This is a genomic window from Microbacterium sp. PRC9 (genome assembly GCF_031844125.1).
Classification (GTDB): domain Bacteria; phylum Actinomycetota; class Actinomycetes; order Actinomycetales; family Microbacteriaceae; genus Microbacterium.
The window spans coordinates 138,958-155,665 of the sequence record NZ_JAUZUR010000002.1 but is presented as its reverse complement, the minus strand read 5'-3'; the positions used below and the strand labels follow the sequence as shown (position 1 = coordinate 155,665).

At 72.1% G+C, this 16,708-nt stretch carries 15 protein-coding genes; 9 read left to right on the top strand and 6 right to left on the bottom strand.

Going from position 1 to position 16,708, the window contains the following annotated elements:
- Positions 1–43: 43 nt before the first annotated feature.
- Entirely contained in the window at positions 44–1,060 is a 1,017-nt protein-coding gene (locus Q9R33_RS04250; RefSeq protein ID WP_157549642.1) for a hypothetical protein, read from the top strand.
- 114 nt (positions 1,061–1,174) lie between these two features.
- The gene (locus Q9R33_RS04245; RefSeq protein WP_157549640.1) at positions 1,175–1,396 is read left to right on the top strand and encodes a hypothetical protein; all 222 of its coding nucleotides are present in this window, start codon (positions 1,175–1,177) and stop codon (positions 1,394–1,396) included.
- Positions 1,397–1,409: 13 nt separating this feature from the next.
- Here Q9R33_RS04245 and Q9R33_RS04240 read toward each other — a convergent pair whose 3' ends face one another.
- A complete protein-coding gene (locus tag Q9R33_RS04240) occupies positions 1,410–2,345 on the bottom strand; it encodes an SDR family oxidoreductase (protein ID WP_056369219.1) in 936 nt (311 codons plus the stop codon).
- Positions 2,346–2,464: 119 nt separating this feature from the next.
- Positions 2,465–3,880, bottom strand: a complete 1,416-nt coding sequence (locus tag Q9R33_RS04235) for an amidase family protein (RefSeq protein ID WP_311292969.1) — start codon at positions 3,878–3,880, stop codon at positions 2,465–2,467.
- Positions 3,881–4,208: 328 nt separating this feature from the next.
- On the opposite strand from Q9R33_RS04235, the gene Q9R33_RS04230 reads away from it, so the two are divergent.
- A complete protein-coding gene (locus Q9R33_RS04230) occupies positions 4,209–4,580 on the top strand; it encodes a hypothetical protein (protein ID WP_235560214.1) in 372 nt (123 codons plus the stop codon).
- A gap of 59 nt (positions 4,581–4,639) precedes the next feature.
- Entirely contained in the window at positions 4,640–5,248 is a 609-nt protein-coding gene (locus Q9R33_RS04225) for an ArsR family transcriptional regulator (RefSeq protein WP_311292968.1), read from the top strand.
- A 12-nt stretch (positions 5,249–5,260) separates the two neighbouring features.
- Here Q9R33_RS04225 and fdhD read toward each other — a convergent pair whose 3' ends face one another.
- Both fdhD and moaA read right to left on the bottom strand, forming a co-directional pair.
- The gene (fdhD, locus tag Q9R33_RS04220) at positions 5,261–6,175 is read right to left on the bottom strand and encodes a formate dehydrogenase accessory sulfurtransferase FdhD (protein ID WP_311292967.1); all 915 of its coding nucleotides are present in this window, start codon (positions 6,173–6,175) and stop codon (positions 5,261–5,263) included.
- Between the two features lies 1 nt (position 6,176).
- Positions 6,177–7,274: a GTP 3',8-cyclase MoaA gene (moaA, locus tag Q9R33_RS04215; protein ID WP_310245185.1), complete on the bottom strand. Its 1,098-nt coding sequence runs from the start codon at positions 7,272–7,274 to the stop codon at positions 6,177–6,179.
- 228 nt (positions 7,275–7,502) lie between these two features.
- Here moaA and Q9R33_RS04210 point away from each other — a divergent pair, with 228 nt between their 5' ends.
- From Q9R33_RS04210 to Q9R33_RS04190, 5 genes are all read left to right on the top strand, one after another.
- Positions 7,503–8,948, top strand: coding sequence for a cytochrome ubiquinol oxidase subunit I (locus tag Q9R33_RS04210; RefSeq protein ID WP_056369209.1), 1,446 nt, complete (start codon positions 7,503–7,505; stop codon positions 8,946–8,948).
- 18 nt (positions 8,949–8,966) lie between these two features.
- Positions 8,967–10,001, top strand: coding sequence for a cytochrome d ubiquinol oxidase subunit II (cydB, locus tag Q9R33_RS04205; RefSeq protein WP_056369208.1), 1,035 nt, complete (start codon positions 8,967–8,969; stop codon positions 9,999–10,001).
- Between the two features lie 117 nt (positions 10,002–10,118).
- Positions 10,119–11,813 carry a thiol reductant ABC exporter subunit CydD gene (gene cydD / locus Q9R33_RS04200; protein WP_311292966.1) on the top strand — a complete coding sequence of 565 codons (1,695 nt, stop codon included), beginning with the start codon at positions 10,119–10,121 and terminating at the stop codon, positions 11,811–11,813.
- Positions 11,810–13,486 (top strand): thiol reductant ABC exporter subunit CydC, encoded by a 1,677-nt coding sequence (gene cydC / locus Q9R33_RS04195; RefSeq protein ID WP_311292965.1) that lies wholly within the window; start codon positions 11,810–11,812, stop codon positions 13,484–13,486. Before cydD ends, cydC begins: the two co-directional genes overlap by 4 nt.
- 38 nt (positions 13,487–13,524) lie before the next feature.
- Positions 13,525–14,469, top strand: coding sequence for a capsular polysaccharide synthesis protein (locus Q9R33_RS04190; RefSeq protein ID WP_311292964.1), 945 nt, complete (start codon positions 13,525–13,527; stop codon positions 14,467–14,469).
- A gap of 10 nt (positions 14,470–14,479) precedes the next feature.
- Here Q9R33_RS04190 and Q9R33_RS04185 read toward each other — a convergent pair whose 3' ends face one another.
- Together Q9R33_RS04185 and Q9R33_RS04180 are read right to left on the bottom strand one after the other, a co-directional pair.
- Positions 14,480–16,030 (bottom strand): SDR family oxidoreductase, encoded by a 1,551-nt coding sequence (locus Q9R33_RS04185; RefSeq protein ID WP_056369200.1) that lies wholly within the window; start codon positions 16,028–16,030, stop codon positions 14,480–14,482.
- Positions 16,031–16,096: 66 nt separating this feature from the next.
- On the bottom strand, positions 16,097–16,708 hold the full coding sequence (locus Q9R33_RS04180; protein WP_311292963.1) for a GNAT family N-acetyltransferase: 612 nt from the start codon (positions 16,706–16,708) through the stop codon (positions 16,097–16,099).

Here is a 16,708-nt window from a genome sequence, read left to right as displayed (position 1 = left end):
CGCCCGCGTAGGGTGGGGCTCAGCAGCGTCGAGGGGGATGCCGATGAAGGAACTCGTGGGCAGGCTCAGCGCCCTCGATCCCGAGGCGAGCGAGACGCTCAAGGTCATCGCGTACTTCGATGCGCTGGTCGACGGCCGCGTCGGCCCCGAGGGGATGCTGCGCGGAGCCGCCGTGCTCAGCGGCGCGCCGATCGGGCACGTGCGCGCCGGTCAGGCGGAGGGGCGCCGCTTCGGCGTGGATGGTGCCGAGTTGGCGCCGGGCCGTCCCGACGACTGGCCGGCTGTCCCTTCCGCCGACGGCTCGACGGTGTGGCTCGAGCGCGCCGGGGCCGCTCACGCGAACGACGCCATGGTGCTCGAACGGCTGGCGATCGCGCTGTCGATCCAGTCGGTGCGGCTCGACACCAGCGCGCCCACGCGTCGCGCGGTCGAGGTGCTGCTGGCGGGCGACGCCTCGGAACAGGAGCGCGAGCAGGCGGCCGCCCGGCTGTCGCTGGGCGCCCACACCGCGATCCACGCGGTCGCCGTGCCGCCGACGGTGCGCCTCGACCGTCCTCTCGCCCACGCGGTGGTCGCGACGCGATTCGGCCTCGCGCGCGCCGCTCTCTCGCCCGACGATCGCGCGCCCGCACCCCGAGCGGGCATCGGGACGGCAGCCTCCGGGCTGTCCGACCTGCGCGAGTCGTGGCGCTCCGCCCTCGTCGCGCTGCGCCTCGCCGACGACGACGAGCCCGTCGTGCGCGCCGCCGACCTCGGCCCGCTGCTGCAGCTCGCCGAGACCGAGGACCTGCGCGCATCGCCGCATCCCGACGTGCTCGGGATCGACGCGCTGCTCGCGACCGCGTGGAGCGAACGGATGCTGCGCGCCCTGGCGAACGGCGCTTCTCAGCGCTCGCTGGCCGCCGACGCCGGCGTGCACCATTCCACGATGGGCGCACGGCTGCACGAGCTTCCGACGCGGCTCGGGTACGACCCGTCGACAGCGCGCGGGCGCACACGCCTCGACGTCGCGCTCATGCTGCACCGGCTGGCGCACGCGCGGTTCGATCCCGGCCGCTGATCCGTAGACCCGCATCGCCTCGCGGTCAAGGGCCTCGCCGCGTCGTCGTCCGCGCCGCAGGCTGGGGTCGATGCAGGGCACGATGCGCGGCCCTCGTTCCTCCCAGGAGACCTCATGACCGACCCCACCACCCCCGAGCCGCTGCCGGGCCAGACCCCTCCGGGTGAGATGCCTCCCGGACCGGGCTCTCCCGGACCGGGCAGCCCTGACCCGGGTCCCGGCCCCAGCATCCCCTTGCCGCCGGATGAGCCGCTGGCGCCCTGGCCCGATGAGCCGCTGGCGCCCCACCCGGAGGAACCGCCGTTCCCGCAGACGCCCGAGACGCCCGGACCGTAGGCGACGCTCCGGGTCAGGCGCGCACGGCGTCGCTGCGGTCCTGCAGCAGCTGTTCGGCCACCGCCCACATCCGCGCACCGTCGACAGGGTCGGCGAGCCGTCGATACGGGCGCACGGGGCCGGCCGCCCCACCGAAGTGCAGCGCTCCCGTAGGGCCGAAGAAGCCTGGGGCCGGCGCATTCGTCACCGCGGCCAGCAGCGCCGGCTGCGCGGCCTGCGCGGGCGTATTGCCGAGGCCGTCGGCGAGTCGGCGTCCGAGACCGCCGCGATCGCGGGCGCGCATGGCCGGCGCGATCCCGGTGTCGGGAACCACGCCGGGATGACTGAGGTGCACCGTCACGCCCCCGTCTCCCGCCGCCGCGCGCCGGGCGAGTTCGCAGCCGAACAGTCCCAGCGCCACCTTCGACGCGCCGTAGGCGCGCAGCGGGGAGTAGCGTCGCTCGCATTGCAGATCGTCCCAGGCGAGGCGCGACACGCCGGCGGCCAGACTCAGCTGCACGACGACGCGCGCTCCCCGCTGCTGCAGCAGCGGCAGCAGCGCCGTCGTGAGCGCGAAGTGCCCCAGGAAGTTCGTCTGGAAGTGCAGTTCGAAACCATCGGCGCTCATATGGCGCACACGGTCGCCGAGCAGCACGATGCCGGCGTTGAGCACGACCAGATCGAGGGGCGTCCGCTCGGCCAGGACCGCGGCGGCGAGCGCGCGCACCGAGTCCAGCCGCGCGAGGTCGAGGTCGACCAGCTCGGCGCGCGCGTCGGGCGCGCTCTCCCGGATGCGTTCGACGGCCCGCTCTCCCTTGACGCGATTGCGCACCGGCAGCACGAGATCGGCGCCCGCCGCTGCAAGGCCGCGCGCGATCTCGACGCCGACGCCGTCGCTCGCGCCCGTGACCAGTGCGGTGCGCCCCCGCAGATCGGGCAGCGTGACCGGCGACGCCTGCGTGCGAGACATGGGTCCTCCGTTCGGCTCCGTCTCGGAGGAGGACGGACGGATGCCGCTGATACCGGCCCGCACCCCGGCGGGCCTGCCTCAGCCTGGCGCAGGGGCGCCTGCGGGCGCCAGAGGTCGCGTCAGACCGGCGAAGGAATCGGAGGAAGGGCCGGCACTCCGGCCTCGACCGCACGCCCCGCCTCGAACAGCACCTCCTCGCCGAACCCGGGGCCGACGAGCTGCACGCCGGTGGGCATGCCGTCGGCGCCGAGACCCGTGGGCAAGGCCAGCGCGGGCAGTCCGAGGAAGTTGACGACCACCGTCAGCCACAGATCGCGCCACGCGCGGTCCGCGGCCTCCTGACCACCCAGGTCGTAGTCGGGCTCGCGCATCCGCGAGGTCGACACGGGTCCCAAGATCACGGGCACGTCGACCTGCAGCCGTCGCCACTCCGCCGCGATCGCGGCTCGCCGTGCCCACGCCTGCGCGTACTCGCGCGCCGACTCGTACGGGCGCGCCGCCGCCGTGCTGTCGCGCAGGAATGCCGTGGCGGAACGCCCGAGCGGCAGACCGAGGGCCGCGGGGTCGAGCGAGATGAGCATGTCGGTGCACGACAGCCGCCGCCACAGCACGGCCGCCTCCTCGAGCAGAGGGACGCCGACGTCGACGACCTCCCAGCCTCCACGCGCGAGGGATGCCGCGGCCCGGTCGATTCCGGCCGCCACCTCCGGGTCCACCTCGTGGCCCGCCGGATCGCGCACCACGCCGACGCGGCGCGGCACCGCGTCGGGGTGCACCGCGGGCGCGGCGAGCGACACCGGGTCGTCGGCATCCCCTCCCTGCAGGACCCCGAGTGCGAGCGCGACGTCGTCGACGCGACGCGCCAGGGGCCCGTTCACGGAGAACTGCTGGAGCGTGAGCGCCACCGGCTGCTCACGCACCGCCGCGCGCGGCACACGCCCTTGCGACGGGCGGAGTCCGACCACGCCTGCCGCGTAGGCGGGGAGGCGGAGCGAGCCGCCGAAGTCGTTGCCGAGGCCGATGGCGCTCATCCCGGTCGCCACGGCGACGGCGTCTCCTCCGCTGGACCCGCCGGCACTGCGAGCGCGGTTCCACGGGTTCAGGGTGCGACCGAACACGTCGTTGTCCGTGTCCCACCGCATCCCGAAGTCGGGCATGTTGCCCCGCGCGACGGGCACCGCCCCGGCACCCCGCAACCGCCTCACGACGGTGGCGTCTCGCGCCGGCACGGCGTCGGTCAGTCCTCGCCAGCCGTTCGTCGTCGCCGACCAGGTGAGGTCGATGTTCTCCTTCACCGAGATCGGCACGCCCGCGAGAGGCCCGGGGTCGCGACCCGCCTTGACCGCGGCATCCACTTCAGCGGCCGCGGTCCGCGCACGGTCGGCGAAGACCACGGTGAGCGCGTTGAGTGCGGGATCGACCCTCGTGATGCGGGCCAGATGCTCCTCCACGACCTCCTGCGCGGTCACCTCCCCCTGCCGCACGGCAGCGGCGATCGCGGTGGCGGAATCGAGGGGAGGAGGCGGCTCGCTCATGTCGGTCCCATCCCACCACGAGCGCGCGAACACCCGCGATCGGCGCGGCCGAGTAGCACTCAGGGGACGCACAGGCAATCCCCCTTGCGAACACCGGCGGCGGGCGTAGCTTCTCTCTCAGACCCCGCGACCGCGCGCCCCGACGCTTCACCCCCTGACGGACGGCGATCGTGGATGGTGAGCGCGGAGATCGCTCCCCCCATGGCGGTTCTCCCCGGCGCCCCGACGCTGTCCGCCCCTCCCCGCCGGCGGACAGCGCCATGTCCGGGCGACATCATCATGCGAATCATGCGATGCCCCGCCACCGCGCGCCACTAGAGTCATGCCCATGGCATCAGGCAAGCAGCAGCAGAAGCCCGAACCCGAGCTCCACGGCGGCGTCCTCTCGGGCGGCGGAAGCTCCACCCTCTGGGGCTGGCTCATCGGACTCGTCGTCTTCGTGTTCGTGGCGGTTCCCATCTCGATCGCGGTCCGCTTCGCGACGCACCCGGCGACGCAGTCGCTGTTCGGCGGACGCCTCGAGGACGCGACCAGCGGCGCCTACTCCGCGTTCTGGTGGATCGTCGCGCTGTTCCTCTTCGCCATCCCCGTGCTGGTCGGCTGGGGCGTCGCGAAGCTCTCCGGCCGCACGCTCGCGATCATCGTCGGCATCGTCGCGGTGTTCTTCATCGCGATCCTCATCCTCGGCCAGCTGTTCTGATCCGACACGGGTGAACCTGCGGGCACCCGGTCGTGGTGGCGCCCCGCGATAATGGGTCCATGACGACCGGGTACAGCGCGATCTCGAGCTACTCCCGCGTCGAGATCATGCACCTGCTGCAGGAGCGCCCGCAGCGGGCGATCTCCGAGCTGGTCGAGGCAACCGGTCTGCACGCCAACACCGTGCGCGAGCACGTGCAGCGCCTCATCGACGCCGGGTACGTGATCGCCGAGACCGAGCGCCGCACCACGCGCGGACGCCCGCGCGTGCTCTACTCCGCGGCCACCGGCTCCGACGAGGCATCGAGCCCTGTCGCCGTCCGCCGGGCGGAGGAGGCGGCTCGTCGCGGGGATCTGCTGCGTCGCGTGTACGGATCCGACACGGATGCCGAACTCGGCGCAGACGCGCTGCACCAGCTCGACGCGCTGGTGGAGGACCTCGGCGACGCCGGCTTCGACCCTCTCGTCGACCAGCGCGACCTCACGGTCGATCTCACGCCCTGCCCGCACGTGCCGGCCGCCGAGCACCGCGGCGTGCTGTGCAGCGTGCACATCGGACTCATGGACAGCGTGCTCGCCCAGGCCGGCGGCCCGCTGCGCGTCGAGGGCATCGCACCGTCATGCGACCCGACGCAGTGCGTCGTGCAGCTCGCCGCTTCGCACGGCTGAATCCCGGCGCGGTCAGCGCACCGCGGCAGTGACCCGCACCCGGTCGGGCCGCGCGTAGACGTTCATCGACGACCCGCGCACGAACCCGACGAGCGTGAGCCCCGAGGCCGCGGCCAGCTCGACGGCCAGTGACGACGGTGCCGACACGGCGGACAGGATCGGGATGCCGGCCATCACGGCCTTCTGCACGAGCTCGAAGCTCGCCCGACCCGACACCTGCAGCACCGTTGCGCTCAGCGGCAGGCGGTCTTCGAGCAGCGCCCACCCGATCACCTTGTCGACGGCGTTGTGCCGGCCCACGTCCTCGCGCAGCACGAGCAGCTCACCGGACGCGGCGTCGAACAGCGCGGCGGCGTGCAGACCTCCGGTCTTGTCGAACACCGTCTGTCCGGCGCGCAGAGCGTCGGGAAGACCGGCGAGCATGGTCGCGTCGACGGCTGCGGCATCCGTCCCGACGTCGTAGCGCGACTGCTTCTCGATGGCCTCGATGGATGCCGTGCCGCACACGCCGCACGAACTCGTCGTGTAGAAGTTGCGGGCGATGTCGGTGACGAGCGGTGCGAGCTCGGGCGCGAGCGCGACGTCGAGGATGTTGTACGTGTTCTCGTTCGAGGTCGTCGGCTGCGTGGGACCGACGCCGATCGTGAGCAGAGGGGTGGACGGCACAGCCGCGGTGCCCGGCCCGCCGCAGTGGATCGCCGAACGCAGGTCTGCAGCAGCCGAGATCACGCCCTCCGAGACCAGGAATCCGGCGGCGAGGTCGAGGTCGTTGCCGGGCGTGCGCATCGTGACGGTGAGCGGCTCACCGGCGATGCGGATCTCGAGCGGCTCCTCCACGACGAGCGTGTCGGCGCGGCGGCGCACCGCGACGTCTCCGTCGTTCAGCACGATGCGGGTGACGGGGGTGCGCGTGGTGATGCGGCCCATCTCAGCCGCCGATCGCGTTCATGCCCCGCGCAGGCTGCAGGAACGACGGGTCGTTGATCGCATGCCCCGGCAGCTTGCCGTGCACGCAGGAGCGCAGCATCCCATCGACCTCGCCGTCGTCACCGCCCGCGCGGAGGATCGGCAGCAGGTCGTACTCCGTGGTCGAGAACAGGCAGTTGCGCAGCTGCCCGTCCGCGGTCAGCCGCAGTCGGTCGCAGTCGCCGCAGAACGGGGCCGTCACCGACGCGATCACCCCCACCGAATGCGGACCGCCGTCGAGCGTCCACCGCGCCGCGGGCGCCCCACCCCGACCCGGCACCGGCGTCAGTGTCCACCGCGCGGACAGCGCGGCGAGGATCTCGTCCTGCGTCACCATGCGCGACCGATCCCACGTGTGGCCGGCGTCCAACGGCATCTGCTCGATGAACCGCATCTGCGCATCATGCGCGATCGCGAACTCGACGAGGTCGACGAGCTCGTCGTCGTTGACGTCGCGCATCGCCACCGCGTTCAGCTTGAGAGGCCGCAGACCGGATGCTCCGGCCGCCGCGATCCCGTCCAGCACATCGTCCAGCCGGTCCCGGCGGGTCAGGGCGTGGAACCGATCACGGCGCAGCGTGTCGATCGAGATGTTGAGCCGGGTCAGCCCGGCCTCCACCAGTCCCGGCAGCAGCTCGGGCAGCCGGATGCCGTTCGTGGTCATCGCGATCTCGACGGGCCTGCCGTCCGGTCCCGTGATCGCCGACAGCCGGCGGACCACGTCGACGATGTCGGTGCGCAGCAGCGGTTCGCCGCCGGTGAGCCGGAACGTCGTGATGCCGTCGGCCGCGGCCACCCGCGCGATGCGCACGATCTCGTCCAACGTCAGGATGCTCGTCTTCGCGAGCCACTCGTTGCCCTGCTCGGGCATGCAGTACGTGCACCGCAGCGAACAGCGATCCGTCAGCGAGATCCGCAGGTCGCGATGCACACGCCCGTGCGTGTCGACCAGTGGTGCACCGATCGCAGCCACCGGCGCCGTTCCCTCGAACGCGCCGAGGTCCGCGGATGCCGCGGGAAGAGGCATCCGTCGCCCGATCGTCACCGGGATCGCACTCACGCGTCCGGCTCCGATCGCTGTGCCCGGCTCGCCATGTCTCCGAGGGTAGTCGCGCCGCGGACGACGGGCGCCGCTGCAACCTCATTATTCACGGCGGGGACGCTCGCCTCCGTCCCGAATTCCTGGGAATCTGGGACGACCGGGCGCCCCTGGGGATTCGTCGCCCGTGTGGTCTGACCACATGCTACGGTGATCAGACCCAGTCCGGAACGATCGGAGAATCGCATCGTGGATCTGCTGGACCCTCTGCTGCTGGCGCGCTGGCAGTTCGGCCTCACGACGCTGTACCACTTCCTCTTCGTCCCCCTCACGCTCGGCATGGCGCTGACGGTCGCGATCTTCCAGACCGCCTGGTTCCGCACCGGCAACGTGAAGTGGCTGCACCTGACGAGGTTCTTCGGGAAGATCTTCCTGATCAACTTCGCCATGGGCGTCGTCACGGGCATCGTGCAGGAGTTCCAGTTCGGCATGAACTGGTCGTCCTACTCGCGGTTCGTCGGCGACGTGTTCGGCGCCCCGCTCGCCTTCGAAGGACTCATGGCCTTCTTCTTCGAAGCGACCTTCATCGGGCTGTGGATCTTCGGCTGGGACAAGCTGCCCAAGGCCCTGCACCTGGCGAGCATCTGGATCGCGACGATCGGCGCATGGTTCTCGGCGTACTTCATCCTCGCCGCGAACGCCTTCATGCAGAACCCGGTCGGCTTCAAGATGGCCGAGGACGGCTCGCGCGCCGAGATGACGGACTTCTGGGCCGTGCTGACGAACCCGGTGGCGCTCGCTGCATTGCCCCACACCCTCTTCGCGGCGTTCATGATGACCGCGGGCGTGATCGTCTCGATCTCGGCCTGGCACCTGCTGCGCAAACAGAACGTCGAGATGATGCGCTCGTCGCTCAAGTTCGGCCTCTGGGGCCTGATCGCCGCCTTCGCCGGCGTCGCGATCTCGGGCGACCAGCTCAGCCTCGTGATGGTGGCGACGCAGCCGATGAAGATGGCGGCCGCCGAGGCGATGTTCGACAGCGCCTGCGGGGCGGACGCCTCGTTCTCGATCTTCACGCTCGGCACGCCCGACGGCACGAGCGAGCTCTTCTCGATCCGCGTGCCGTACCTGCTGGCGCTGCTGTCGACGCATTCGATCGACGGCTGCGTCGAGGGCATCAACGACCTCAACAACCTCTACACGACCGAGCTGTTCCCACAGTTCGCCGACCAGGTCGACGGCAACTTCGCGCCGATCCTCTGGGTCACGTACTGGGCGTTCCGCTGGATGATCGGCCTCGGCGGCGTCGCGGCGCTTGTCGCGGTCGTGGGGCTCTGGCTCACCCGCAAGAAGGCCAAGCGCGAGGTTCCCGCGTGGGCCTGGCGCCTCGCGATCTGGGCCTGGCCGGCCTCACTCCTCGCGATCCTCGTGGGCTGGGTCTTCACCGAGATGGGCCGCCAGCCCTGGATCGTGTTCAGCCTCATGCTCACCGAGGACGGCGTCTCACCCTCGGTGCCCGGATGGACCGTGCTCATCTCGCTGACCGCGTTCACCCTCATCTACGCGGCGCTGGCGGTGGTCGAGTTCGGCCTCATCCTGAAGACCACCAAGAAGGGCCCGGAGCCCCTCCCCGAGCCCGGAGCGCCCGATGCGCGCGACCTGGCGGTCGAAGACACCCCGACGACGGTCTACTAAGGGCTGCAGGAGCACATCATGGATCTCGCCTACCTCTGGTTCTGGATCGTCGGCTTCCTCTTCGTCGGCTACTTCGTGCTCGATGGGTTCGACTTCGGCGTCGGCATGTCGCTGCCGTTCCTCGGCAGGAACGACATCAGCCGCCGCCAGGTCATCAACACGATCGGCCCCGTGTGGGACCTCAACGAGACCTGGGTCATCGTCGCCGGCGCCTGCCTGTTCGCCGCGTTCCCCGAGTGGTACGCGACGCTCTTCAGCGGCTTCTACCTCGCGCTGCTGCTGATCCTGCTCGCGCTCATCCTGCGCGGCGTCTCGTTCGAGTACCGTCACCAGCGCGATTCGCTCCGCTGGAAGAAGGGCTTCGACACGATGATCGTGGTCGGCTCCGCGGTGCCGGCCTTCCTGTGGGGCGTCGCCGTCGCGAACATCGTGCAGGGTGTGCCGCTGGACGTGGACCACGAATTCACCGGTTCGCTGCTGACCCTGCTCAACCCCTACGGGCTCTTGGGCGGCCTCACGACGCTGCTGCTGTTCTTCACGCACGGCGTGTACTTCGTCGCGCTGAAGACCGACGGCCAGGTCGCGGCCGACGCACGCCGGCTCGCCGGACGCGCGGGGCTCCTCACGATCGTCGTCGCCGCGGCATTCCTGGTGTGGACCGTCGTCATGGCGTTCTCCGAGAGCCGCGACTTCGCGATGGTCACCGCGATCCTGTCGGCGGTGGCGGCGGTGCTCCTCATCGCCTCCTGGATCTCGAACGCCCGCGGGCGCGAGGGCTGGGCCTTCGGGTTCGGCGCCTTCACGATCGTGACCGCGGTGCTCGCCGTGTGGTTCGCGCTGTTCCCGTACGTGATGCCCTCGACCGGAGACCCCGCGGGCTCGCTCACGATCGAGAACGCGTCGAGCACCGACTACACGCTGACGATCATGTCGTGGGCGGCCCTCGTCTTCCTGCCGCTGGTGCTCGCCTACCAGGGCTGGACGTACTGGATCTTCCGCAAGCGCGTCACACGCTCCCGCATCGAGAAGGCGGCTGCGGCGCCCGCGCACTGACGTGCGGGTGACGGATGCCTCGGGCCGAGGCATCCGTCCTCCCGCGTCAGCTCGCCGACCGGCGCCACCGGCGAGCGCGTCGGCGACAGGGCGACGGATGGGTAGGGTCGAAGAGGAATGAGTGAGACGGATGCCCCGCCTCGCGTGAACGGCAAGCCCGTCGACCCGCGGCTGCTGAGGTACGCGAGCGCCTCTCGCGGTTTCTTCGTCGCGATCGCCGCGATCGCCGCGGCGCAGACCGCGGTGATCGTCGCGTTCGCGTGGCTGCTGACGCGTGCCGTCACCGGAGCCATCGACGGGTTGCCGTCGGCCGAGCTCGCCGCGACGCTCGGCGCGCTCGCGATCACGGTCGCTCTCCGTGCCGCACTGCTCTGGGCGCGCGAGGCCGTCGCCGCCCGCGCGGCCGCTCGGGTGCAGGGACAGCTGCGCTCAGGGCTCGTCGAGGCGATCGGCGTGCTCGGACCCGAGTGGCTCGGCGCCCGAAACTCTGCCGCCCTCGCGGTGACCGCGGGACGAGGCCTCGACGCGCTCGAGGCGTACTTCGGCCGCTACCTTCCGCAGCTCGTGCAGACTGTCGTCGCGACACCGCTGATCCTCGCGGTGATGTGGTGGCAGGACTGGATCTCCGGGCTGACCGTCCTGCTCACGCTCCCCCTGATCCCCATCTTCATGGTGCTCATCGGCCTCGCCACGCGCTCGGTGCAGCACCGGCAGTGGCGCACGCTCCAGCGTCTCGCCTCGCGGTTCGCCGACACCGTGCAGGGGCTCTCGACGCTCAAGGTGTTCGGTCGGCAGCACAGGGCCGCGGCATCCATCGAACGGGTCACCGGCGAGTACCGCCGCGAGACGATGCGGGTGCTGAGGGTCTCGTTCCTGTCGGGGTTCGCGCTCGAGTTCCTCGCGTCGATCGCCGTCGCGATCGTCGCGGTGTCGATCGGCTTCCGGCTCATCGACGGAGCACTGACGCTCGCCGTAGGCCTCTTCGTGCTGCTGCTCGCACCCGAGGCGTACCTGCCCTTGCGCCAGGTCGGCGTGCAGTTCCACGCCGCGTCCGAGGGCGTCGCCGCGACCGACGACGTGTTCGACGTGCTGGATGCGGCCCGGGCCGTTTCTGCGGCGCCCCTCCCCCCGCTCGTCGAGCGAGCGAGGAACGCGCGAGACGAAACGCCTGCACCCGGCGCACACCTCGTGCTCGACGGCGTCCGCGTCACACGCGGGGAGCGGATGCTGCCGCCCGTCGACCTGACGGCCGGGCCGGGCACCGTCACGCTCATCGAGGGACCGAGCGGCGCCGGCAAGTCCAGCCTTTTCGCCGCACTGCGCGGCGCCGCGATGTTCGACGGGGATGCCTCCTGGGACGGCTGTGACGTGCGCGCCCTCGCGCCGTCCGCGTGGCTCGCATGGGCGGGCCAGCGGCCGGGGCTCCTCACCGGGAGCATCGCCGACAACGTCACGCTCGGCGACGCGGCACCCGATCCGGCGGCGATCCGGCGTGCGCTCGACCTCGCGTGCGCCGGCACGCTCGATCCCGCCCAGGAGCTGGGGGTGCAGGGCGCGGGGCTGTCGGGCGGCCAGGCCCAGCGCGTCGCGGTGGCCCGCGCGTTCTACCGGCACCTGCGCGGGAACGCCCCGGTGATCGCGCTCGACGAACCCAGCTCGGCGCTCGACCCCGAGACGGAGGCCCGGCTGTGGCGAGGCATCCGTCTCCTCGCCGACGAGGGCGCGACGGTCCTGCTGGTCTCGCACCGCACGTCGGCGCGCGCCATCGCCGACCACGTCGTGCGGCTCGAGTCGAGCGAGGTGCTCGCATGATCGCGCAGGCCGCGACGCCAGGGTCGGTGCTGAGGGGCGCGATGCCTCCCGCGCGGCGGTTCTGGTGGGCACTCGCCGCCGGCTTCGCGTCGGAGGCCTCGGCGGTCGCCCTCCTCGCGGTGAGCGCCTGGCTCATCGTGCGCGCGAGCGAGCAGCCGCCGGTGCTGTACCTGTCTGCCGCGGTCGTGGGCGTGCGGTTCTTCGCGATCTCTCGGGCCTCGTTCCGCTACCTCGAGCGACTCACGGGCCACGACGCCGCCCTGCGGCAGCTCGCCTCGACACGCGCCGACCTCGTCCGCCGACTCGTCCCCCTGGCCCCGGACGGACTGGCCCGCACCCGCCGTGGCTCGGTGCTCGGGGCCCTCGTCGACGACGTCGACGAGCTGCAGAACCTCCCGCTGCGGGTCGTGCAGCCGCTCGTCGCGTCGGCGCTCGTCGCGCTCGGCGCCGTCGCGCTGGTGGCGTTCGTGTGGTGGCCGGCCGCCCTGACCCTGCTCGCGTGCCTCGTGGTCGGCGCCGCGATCGCGACGCTGTGGGGATGGATGTCGGGCGCCCGCGCCGAGCGCGCCATCGCGCCCCTGCGCGCCCGCCTCGCCGACGCGGTGCTCGACCACATCGGCAGCCTCGACGTGCTCACGGCGTTCGGCGCCGAGGCGCAGAGCCGGGAGCGCATCGCCCGGGCCGACGCCGACCTGCGGCGCGCCGTCGTCCGCCGCTCGGGAGCGCAGGCGGGCACCGCCGCCCTGGTGTCGCTCCTCGCCGGTGCCGCATCGATCGCCGCGGTGCTGGTCACCGCGCCGGGAGCGGCGTCAGGTTCCCTGACCGGCCCGTCGCTCGCTGTCGCCGTGCTCGTGCCGATGGCGGTGTTCGAGGTGTTCGCGTCCGTGCCGATGGCGGCGTCGGCGTGGCGGCAGGTCCGCGCGTCGGCCGGGCGCATCGCCGACTCGCTGCCGGCCGCCACGCCCGCCGAACTCGCGCCCGAGACCGTCGAGCCCACCGGCGACGCCCCGGCGCTCGGCGACGGCATCCGCCTGCAGGCCGCCGGCGTGCGGTGGCCCGGCGCCGCCCAGCCCGCGCTGCACGATGTCGACCTCACCATCCGGCCCGGCGAGCGCGTCCTCGTCATGGGATCGAGCGGCGCCGGCAAGAGCACCCTCGCGCACGCGCTCGTGCGGTTCCTCGAGACCGAGGGCGGCTACGACGTCGGCTCCCGCTCGGTGCACGACCTCTCTCCCGACGACGTGCGGCTCACCGTCGGCCTGTGCGAGCAGCATCCGATGCTCTTCGACGAGGACATCCGCCAGAACCTGCTGTTCGCGCGCGACACCGCGACGGACGCCGAGCTCGAGGCCGCGCTCGATCGCGTCGGCCTCGGGCCGTGGCTGCGCGAGCGTGGGGGTCTCGGCGCCCGCGTCGGCGAGCGCGGCGCGCTCGTGTCAGGAGGGCAGGCGCAGCGGATCGCGCTGGCGCGGGCGCTCCTGCGGGGCTTCCCCGTCCTGGTGCTCGACGAGCCGACTGCGGGTGTCGACCCGGAGGCCTCCGAACGCCTGCTCACCGATCTGCTCGGCGCCGTCCGTGACGACCAGGCCGTGGTGCTGATCTCACATGTGGTGGTACCCGACGGCCAGGTCGACCGCGTCGTGCGCATCGAGGACGGACGCCTGGTCGCGTGATCCCGGTTCCGGCCGGCACCAGCGCATAGGCTCGCATCGTGAGCGACGGCATCCCGAACCCGCTGCAGGGGCTCGAGGCGCAGTTGCGGCGTGCCGACAGGTTCCGTGACGCGGTCGACCCCGTCGCCGCGATCGCGGCCTACCGCACGTTCACCGACTTCCTGCGTCCGCGCCTGCCCGAGCTGCGCGTGGCCGCGGGACTCCCCGAGCAGCCCGGCACGCGCCGGGACGGCCGCCTCATCGCCGAGAGGGACGGCGAGCGCGTCGACCCGTCCGCGCTCAACCTCTACACGTTCTGGAACACCCCCCTCCAGACCGCCCCGCCCCTGGTTCAGGCATGCGTCGGCGAGATGACGCGGCTGCACGCCGACCTGCCGACGCCGCTGACGGTCCTGGACGGCCGCTCCGCGCGGGAGCTCGTGGACATCCCCGACCCCGTCGCCGACGCCCTCGAGAAGGACCACCCCGCGCACTTCTCCGACTTCGTCCGCATCAGCGTGCTCGACCGGCTCGGCGGCATCTGGGTGGACGCGACGTGCTGGGCGCCGGCGCCCCTGCCTGAGGCGGTGGCTCCTCTCCTCACCGCGGGCGCGCTCTACCCACGCTGGACGCACCGGCAGATCGGCAATTGGTTCATCGCCGCCGTGCCCGCGACGCCGCTGATCCGGCTGCAGCGGCTCGCGCTCGAGGCATGGTGGGAGCACGACGGCGGGATCCCCGACTACTTCCTGTACCACCGCATCTTCGAGGTGCTCCTCGACCTCGTCCCCGAGTTCCACGGCCAGTGGGATGCTGCGTCCACGCTGTCGAGCGCCGCGAGCCACCTTCTGCAGCTCGGGATGATGCAGCCGTGGGATCCCGATCCCCTCCGTTTCGTCGCCGGAGCTTCGATCGTGCAGAAGCTCAGTTACAAGTACGACGACGTGCCGACGGGTTCGGTGCTGGAGAGGTTGGTGTCGGGCGAACCGCTCCTCGCCGGCTGAACCGACGCGGTCATGGCTGGGCGGACTCGGCCGCGGCCTCCGCCGTCGCGGTGATGCGCCGCGCCATCCCGGCGAAGATGAACCCGTGGAACGGCACCACCGCGAGCCAGTAGAGGCGCCCCGCCAGTCCGCGCGGGAAGAACACGGCGCGCTGATCGTAGCGTGAGCCGCCGCGATCGCCGTCGGGCGACGCCTTCAGTTCGAGCCAGGCGAGCCCCGGCACCTTCATCTCGGCGCGCAGGCGCAGCATCCGTCCCGGGTCGAGAGCCTCCACGCGCCAGAAGTCGAGGGCGTCGCCGACGGCGAGCCGCCCCTTGCTGCGTCGTCCGCGCGCGAGTCCGATGCCGCCGACGAGGCGGTCCATCCATCCGCGGATCGCCCACAGCAGGGGCGACGAGTACCAGCCGTTCTCGCCGCCGATCCCCTCGATCACGGCCCACAGCGCAGCGGGCGATGCGGGAGTGTGCGCGGTGCGCACATCGGTGAATGCGACGCGTCCCGCCCAGTCGGGGTCGTTCGGCAGCGGGTCGCTCGGCGCGCCCAGCACCTCGGCGTCCTGCCAGCTGGTCTCGATCGCGTCGGCCTCGACCCGGCCGAGCGCCAGCCGCACCGCCGTCCGGTAGGGCGTGAGTCCGCCTTCGGGTGGCGGGATCAGGGCGTCGACCGCGTGGTCCTTGACGATGCACTCGTTCTGCAGCGACTCGACGAGCGGTCGCGCGATCGAGCGCGGAATCGGGGTCACGAGGTTCACCCAGTGCGAGGCCAGCCGTGGCGTCAGCACCGGGAGCGCCGCGATGGGCCGTTGCCGCAGCCCCGCCTCGACCGCGTAGCCGTTCATCATCTGGCCGTACCGCAGCACATCCGGCCCGCCGATGTCGACTGCCCGGTTCACGTCGGCGGGCAGACGCGCAGCGCCCAGCAGGTAGTGCAGCACGTCGCGCACGGCGATCGGCTGGATGCGGTTGCGCACCCACTTCGGCGCCGGCATGTACGGCAGCACCTCGGTCAAGTGGCGCACCATCTCGAACGACGCCGATCCCGACCCGATCACGACGCCCGCCTGCAGCACGATCGTCGGCGCCCCACTCGAGAGGAACGTCTCGCCGACTTCGACGCGCGACCGCAGGTGCGGCGACAGCGTGACGTCGTCGGGGTGCAGCCCGCCGAGATACACGATCCGGCCCACCGTCCCCTCGGTCGCCGCCTGCGCGACCGTCTGGGCAGCGCGACGATCGGCGTCGGCGAACTTCGTGCCGCCCGACATCGAGTGGACGAGGTAGTACAGCACGTCGACGTCGCGAACCGCTTCACCGACGGATGCCGCGTCGGTGGCGTCTCCGCGAACGATCTCGACGCGGTCGCCCCAGGGGAAGGCCGCGGCGCGGGCAGGGTCGCGCGCCAGCACGCGGACCTCGTACCCGGCGTTCAGCAGCCGCGGCACCAGGCGCCCGCCGATGTAGCCGGTGGCCCCGAGCACGAGCGCGCGCGGCGCGGAGCCGTCCGCACGCGGCACAGCGATCAGTTCCGGCTCACGGCCGGTCGGCGCCGAGACATCGTCCACGTCCGCAGACTACGGGAGCCCTCCGGCCTCCCCAATGGCTTGACGGCGGGGTGCCGAGGGCGTAGGTCAGAGACGCGTCGCGAAGACCTGCGTGCCCTCCGGCGACGGCAGCGGGTCGAAGCCGACGCGCGGATAGAACGCGATGGCACCCGTGTTGTCGGACGACGCGACGAGGTGGAGGCCACGCACGCCTGCGTCGCGGAGAGCCGCCTCGAGCGTCTCGATGAGGCGGCGGCCGAGCCCCTGCCCCTGGGTCTCGGGCAGCAGATCGATGTGCAGGTGCGCAGGATACGCGTCGCCGAACGGCTGCGCGCCGCCGCGGCGCGCGTACGCGTAGCGGACGATGCCGTCCTGCCGGGAGACGCTCGCCGGCAGGGGGTCCCCCTGCGGCTTCGGCCACCGCTCGGCGAACCGCGGCCACCACTCGGTCTGGAACCAGTCCTCGAAGGCGGCGGAGTCCGGCGCGCCGACGACGTAGCCCACGACGCGCTCGTCGTCCGTCTCGACGACGAACGCGAACTCGGGGTGACGCGCCGCGTACGGGAGCACGAAGATCTCGGCCCAGAGATCGTCGTCGTCGAGCAGGCCGGTGGCGTCGGCGCCGGCGTCCGCGGTCTTGAGGCAGATCTCGGCGAGGGCGGGCTCGTCACCCGGCCGGAAGGGACGGATTCGCATCAC

What these genes read in the sequence shown, in the direction of transcription:
- cydB (WP_056369208.1), top strand. Translation starts at nt 8,967, where the DNA reads ATGGATCTCGCCTACCTCTGGTTCTGGATCGTCGGCTTCCTCTTCGTC.
- cydC (WP_311292965.1), top strand. Translation starts at nt 11,810, where the DNA reads ATGATCGCGCAGGCCGCGACGCCAGGGTCGGTGCTGAGGGGCGCGATG.
- fdhD (WP_311292967.1), bottom strand. Translation starts at nt 6,175, where the DNA reads ATGGGCCGCATCACCACGCGCACCCCCGTCACCCGCATCGTGCTGAAC.
- Q9R33_RS04225 (WP_311292968.1), top strand. Translation starts at nt 4,640, where the DNA reads ATGACGACCGGGTACAGCGCGATCTCGAGCTACTCCCGCGTCGAGATC.
- Q9R33_RS04235 (WP_311292969.1), bottom strand. Translation starts at nt 3,880, where the DNA reads ATGAGCGAGCCGCCTCCTCCCCTCGATTCCGCCACCGCGATCGCCGCT.
- Q9R33_RS04245 (WP_157549640.1), top strand. Translation starts at nt 1,175, where the DNA reads ATGACCGACCCCACCACCCCCGAGCCGCTGCCGGGCCAGACCCCTCCG.
- cydD (WP_311292966.1), top strand. Translation starts at nt 10,119, where the DNA reads ATGAGTGAGACGGATGCCCCGCCTCGCGTGAACGGCAAGCCCGTCGAC.
- Q9R33_RS04240 (WP_056369219.1), bottom strand. Translation starts at nt 2,345, where the DNA reads ATGTCTCGCACGCAGGCGTCGCCGGTCACGCTGCCCGATCTGCGGGGG.
- Q9R33_RS04230 (WP_235560214.1), top strand. Translation starts at nt 4,209, where the DNA reads ATGGCATCAGGCAAGCAGCAGCAGAAGCCCGAACCCGAGCTCCACGGC.
- Q9R33_RS04250 (WP_157549642.1), top strand. Translation starts at nt 44, where the DNA reads ATGAAGGAACTCGTGGGCAGGCTCAGCGCCCTCGATCCCGAGGCGAGC.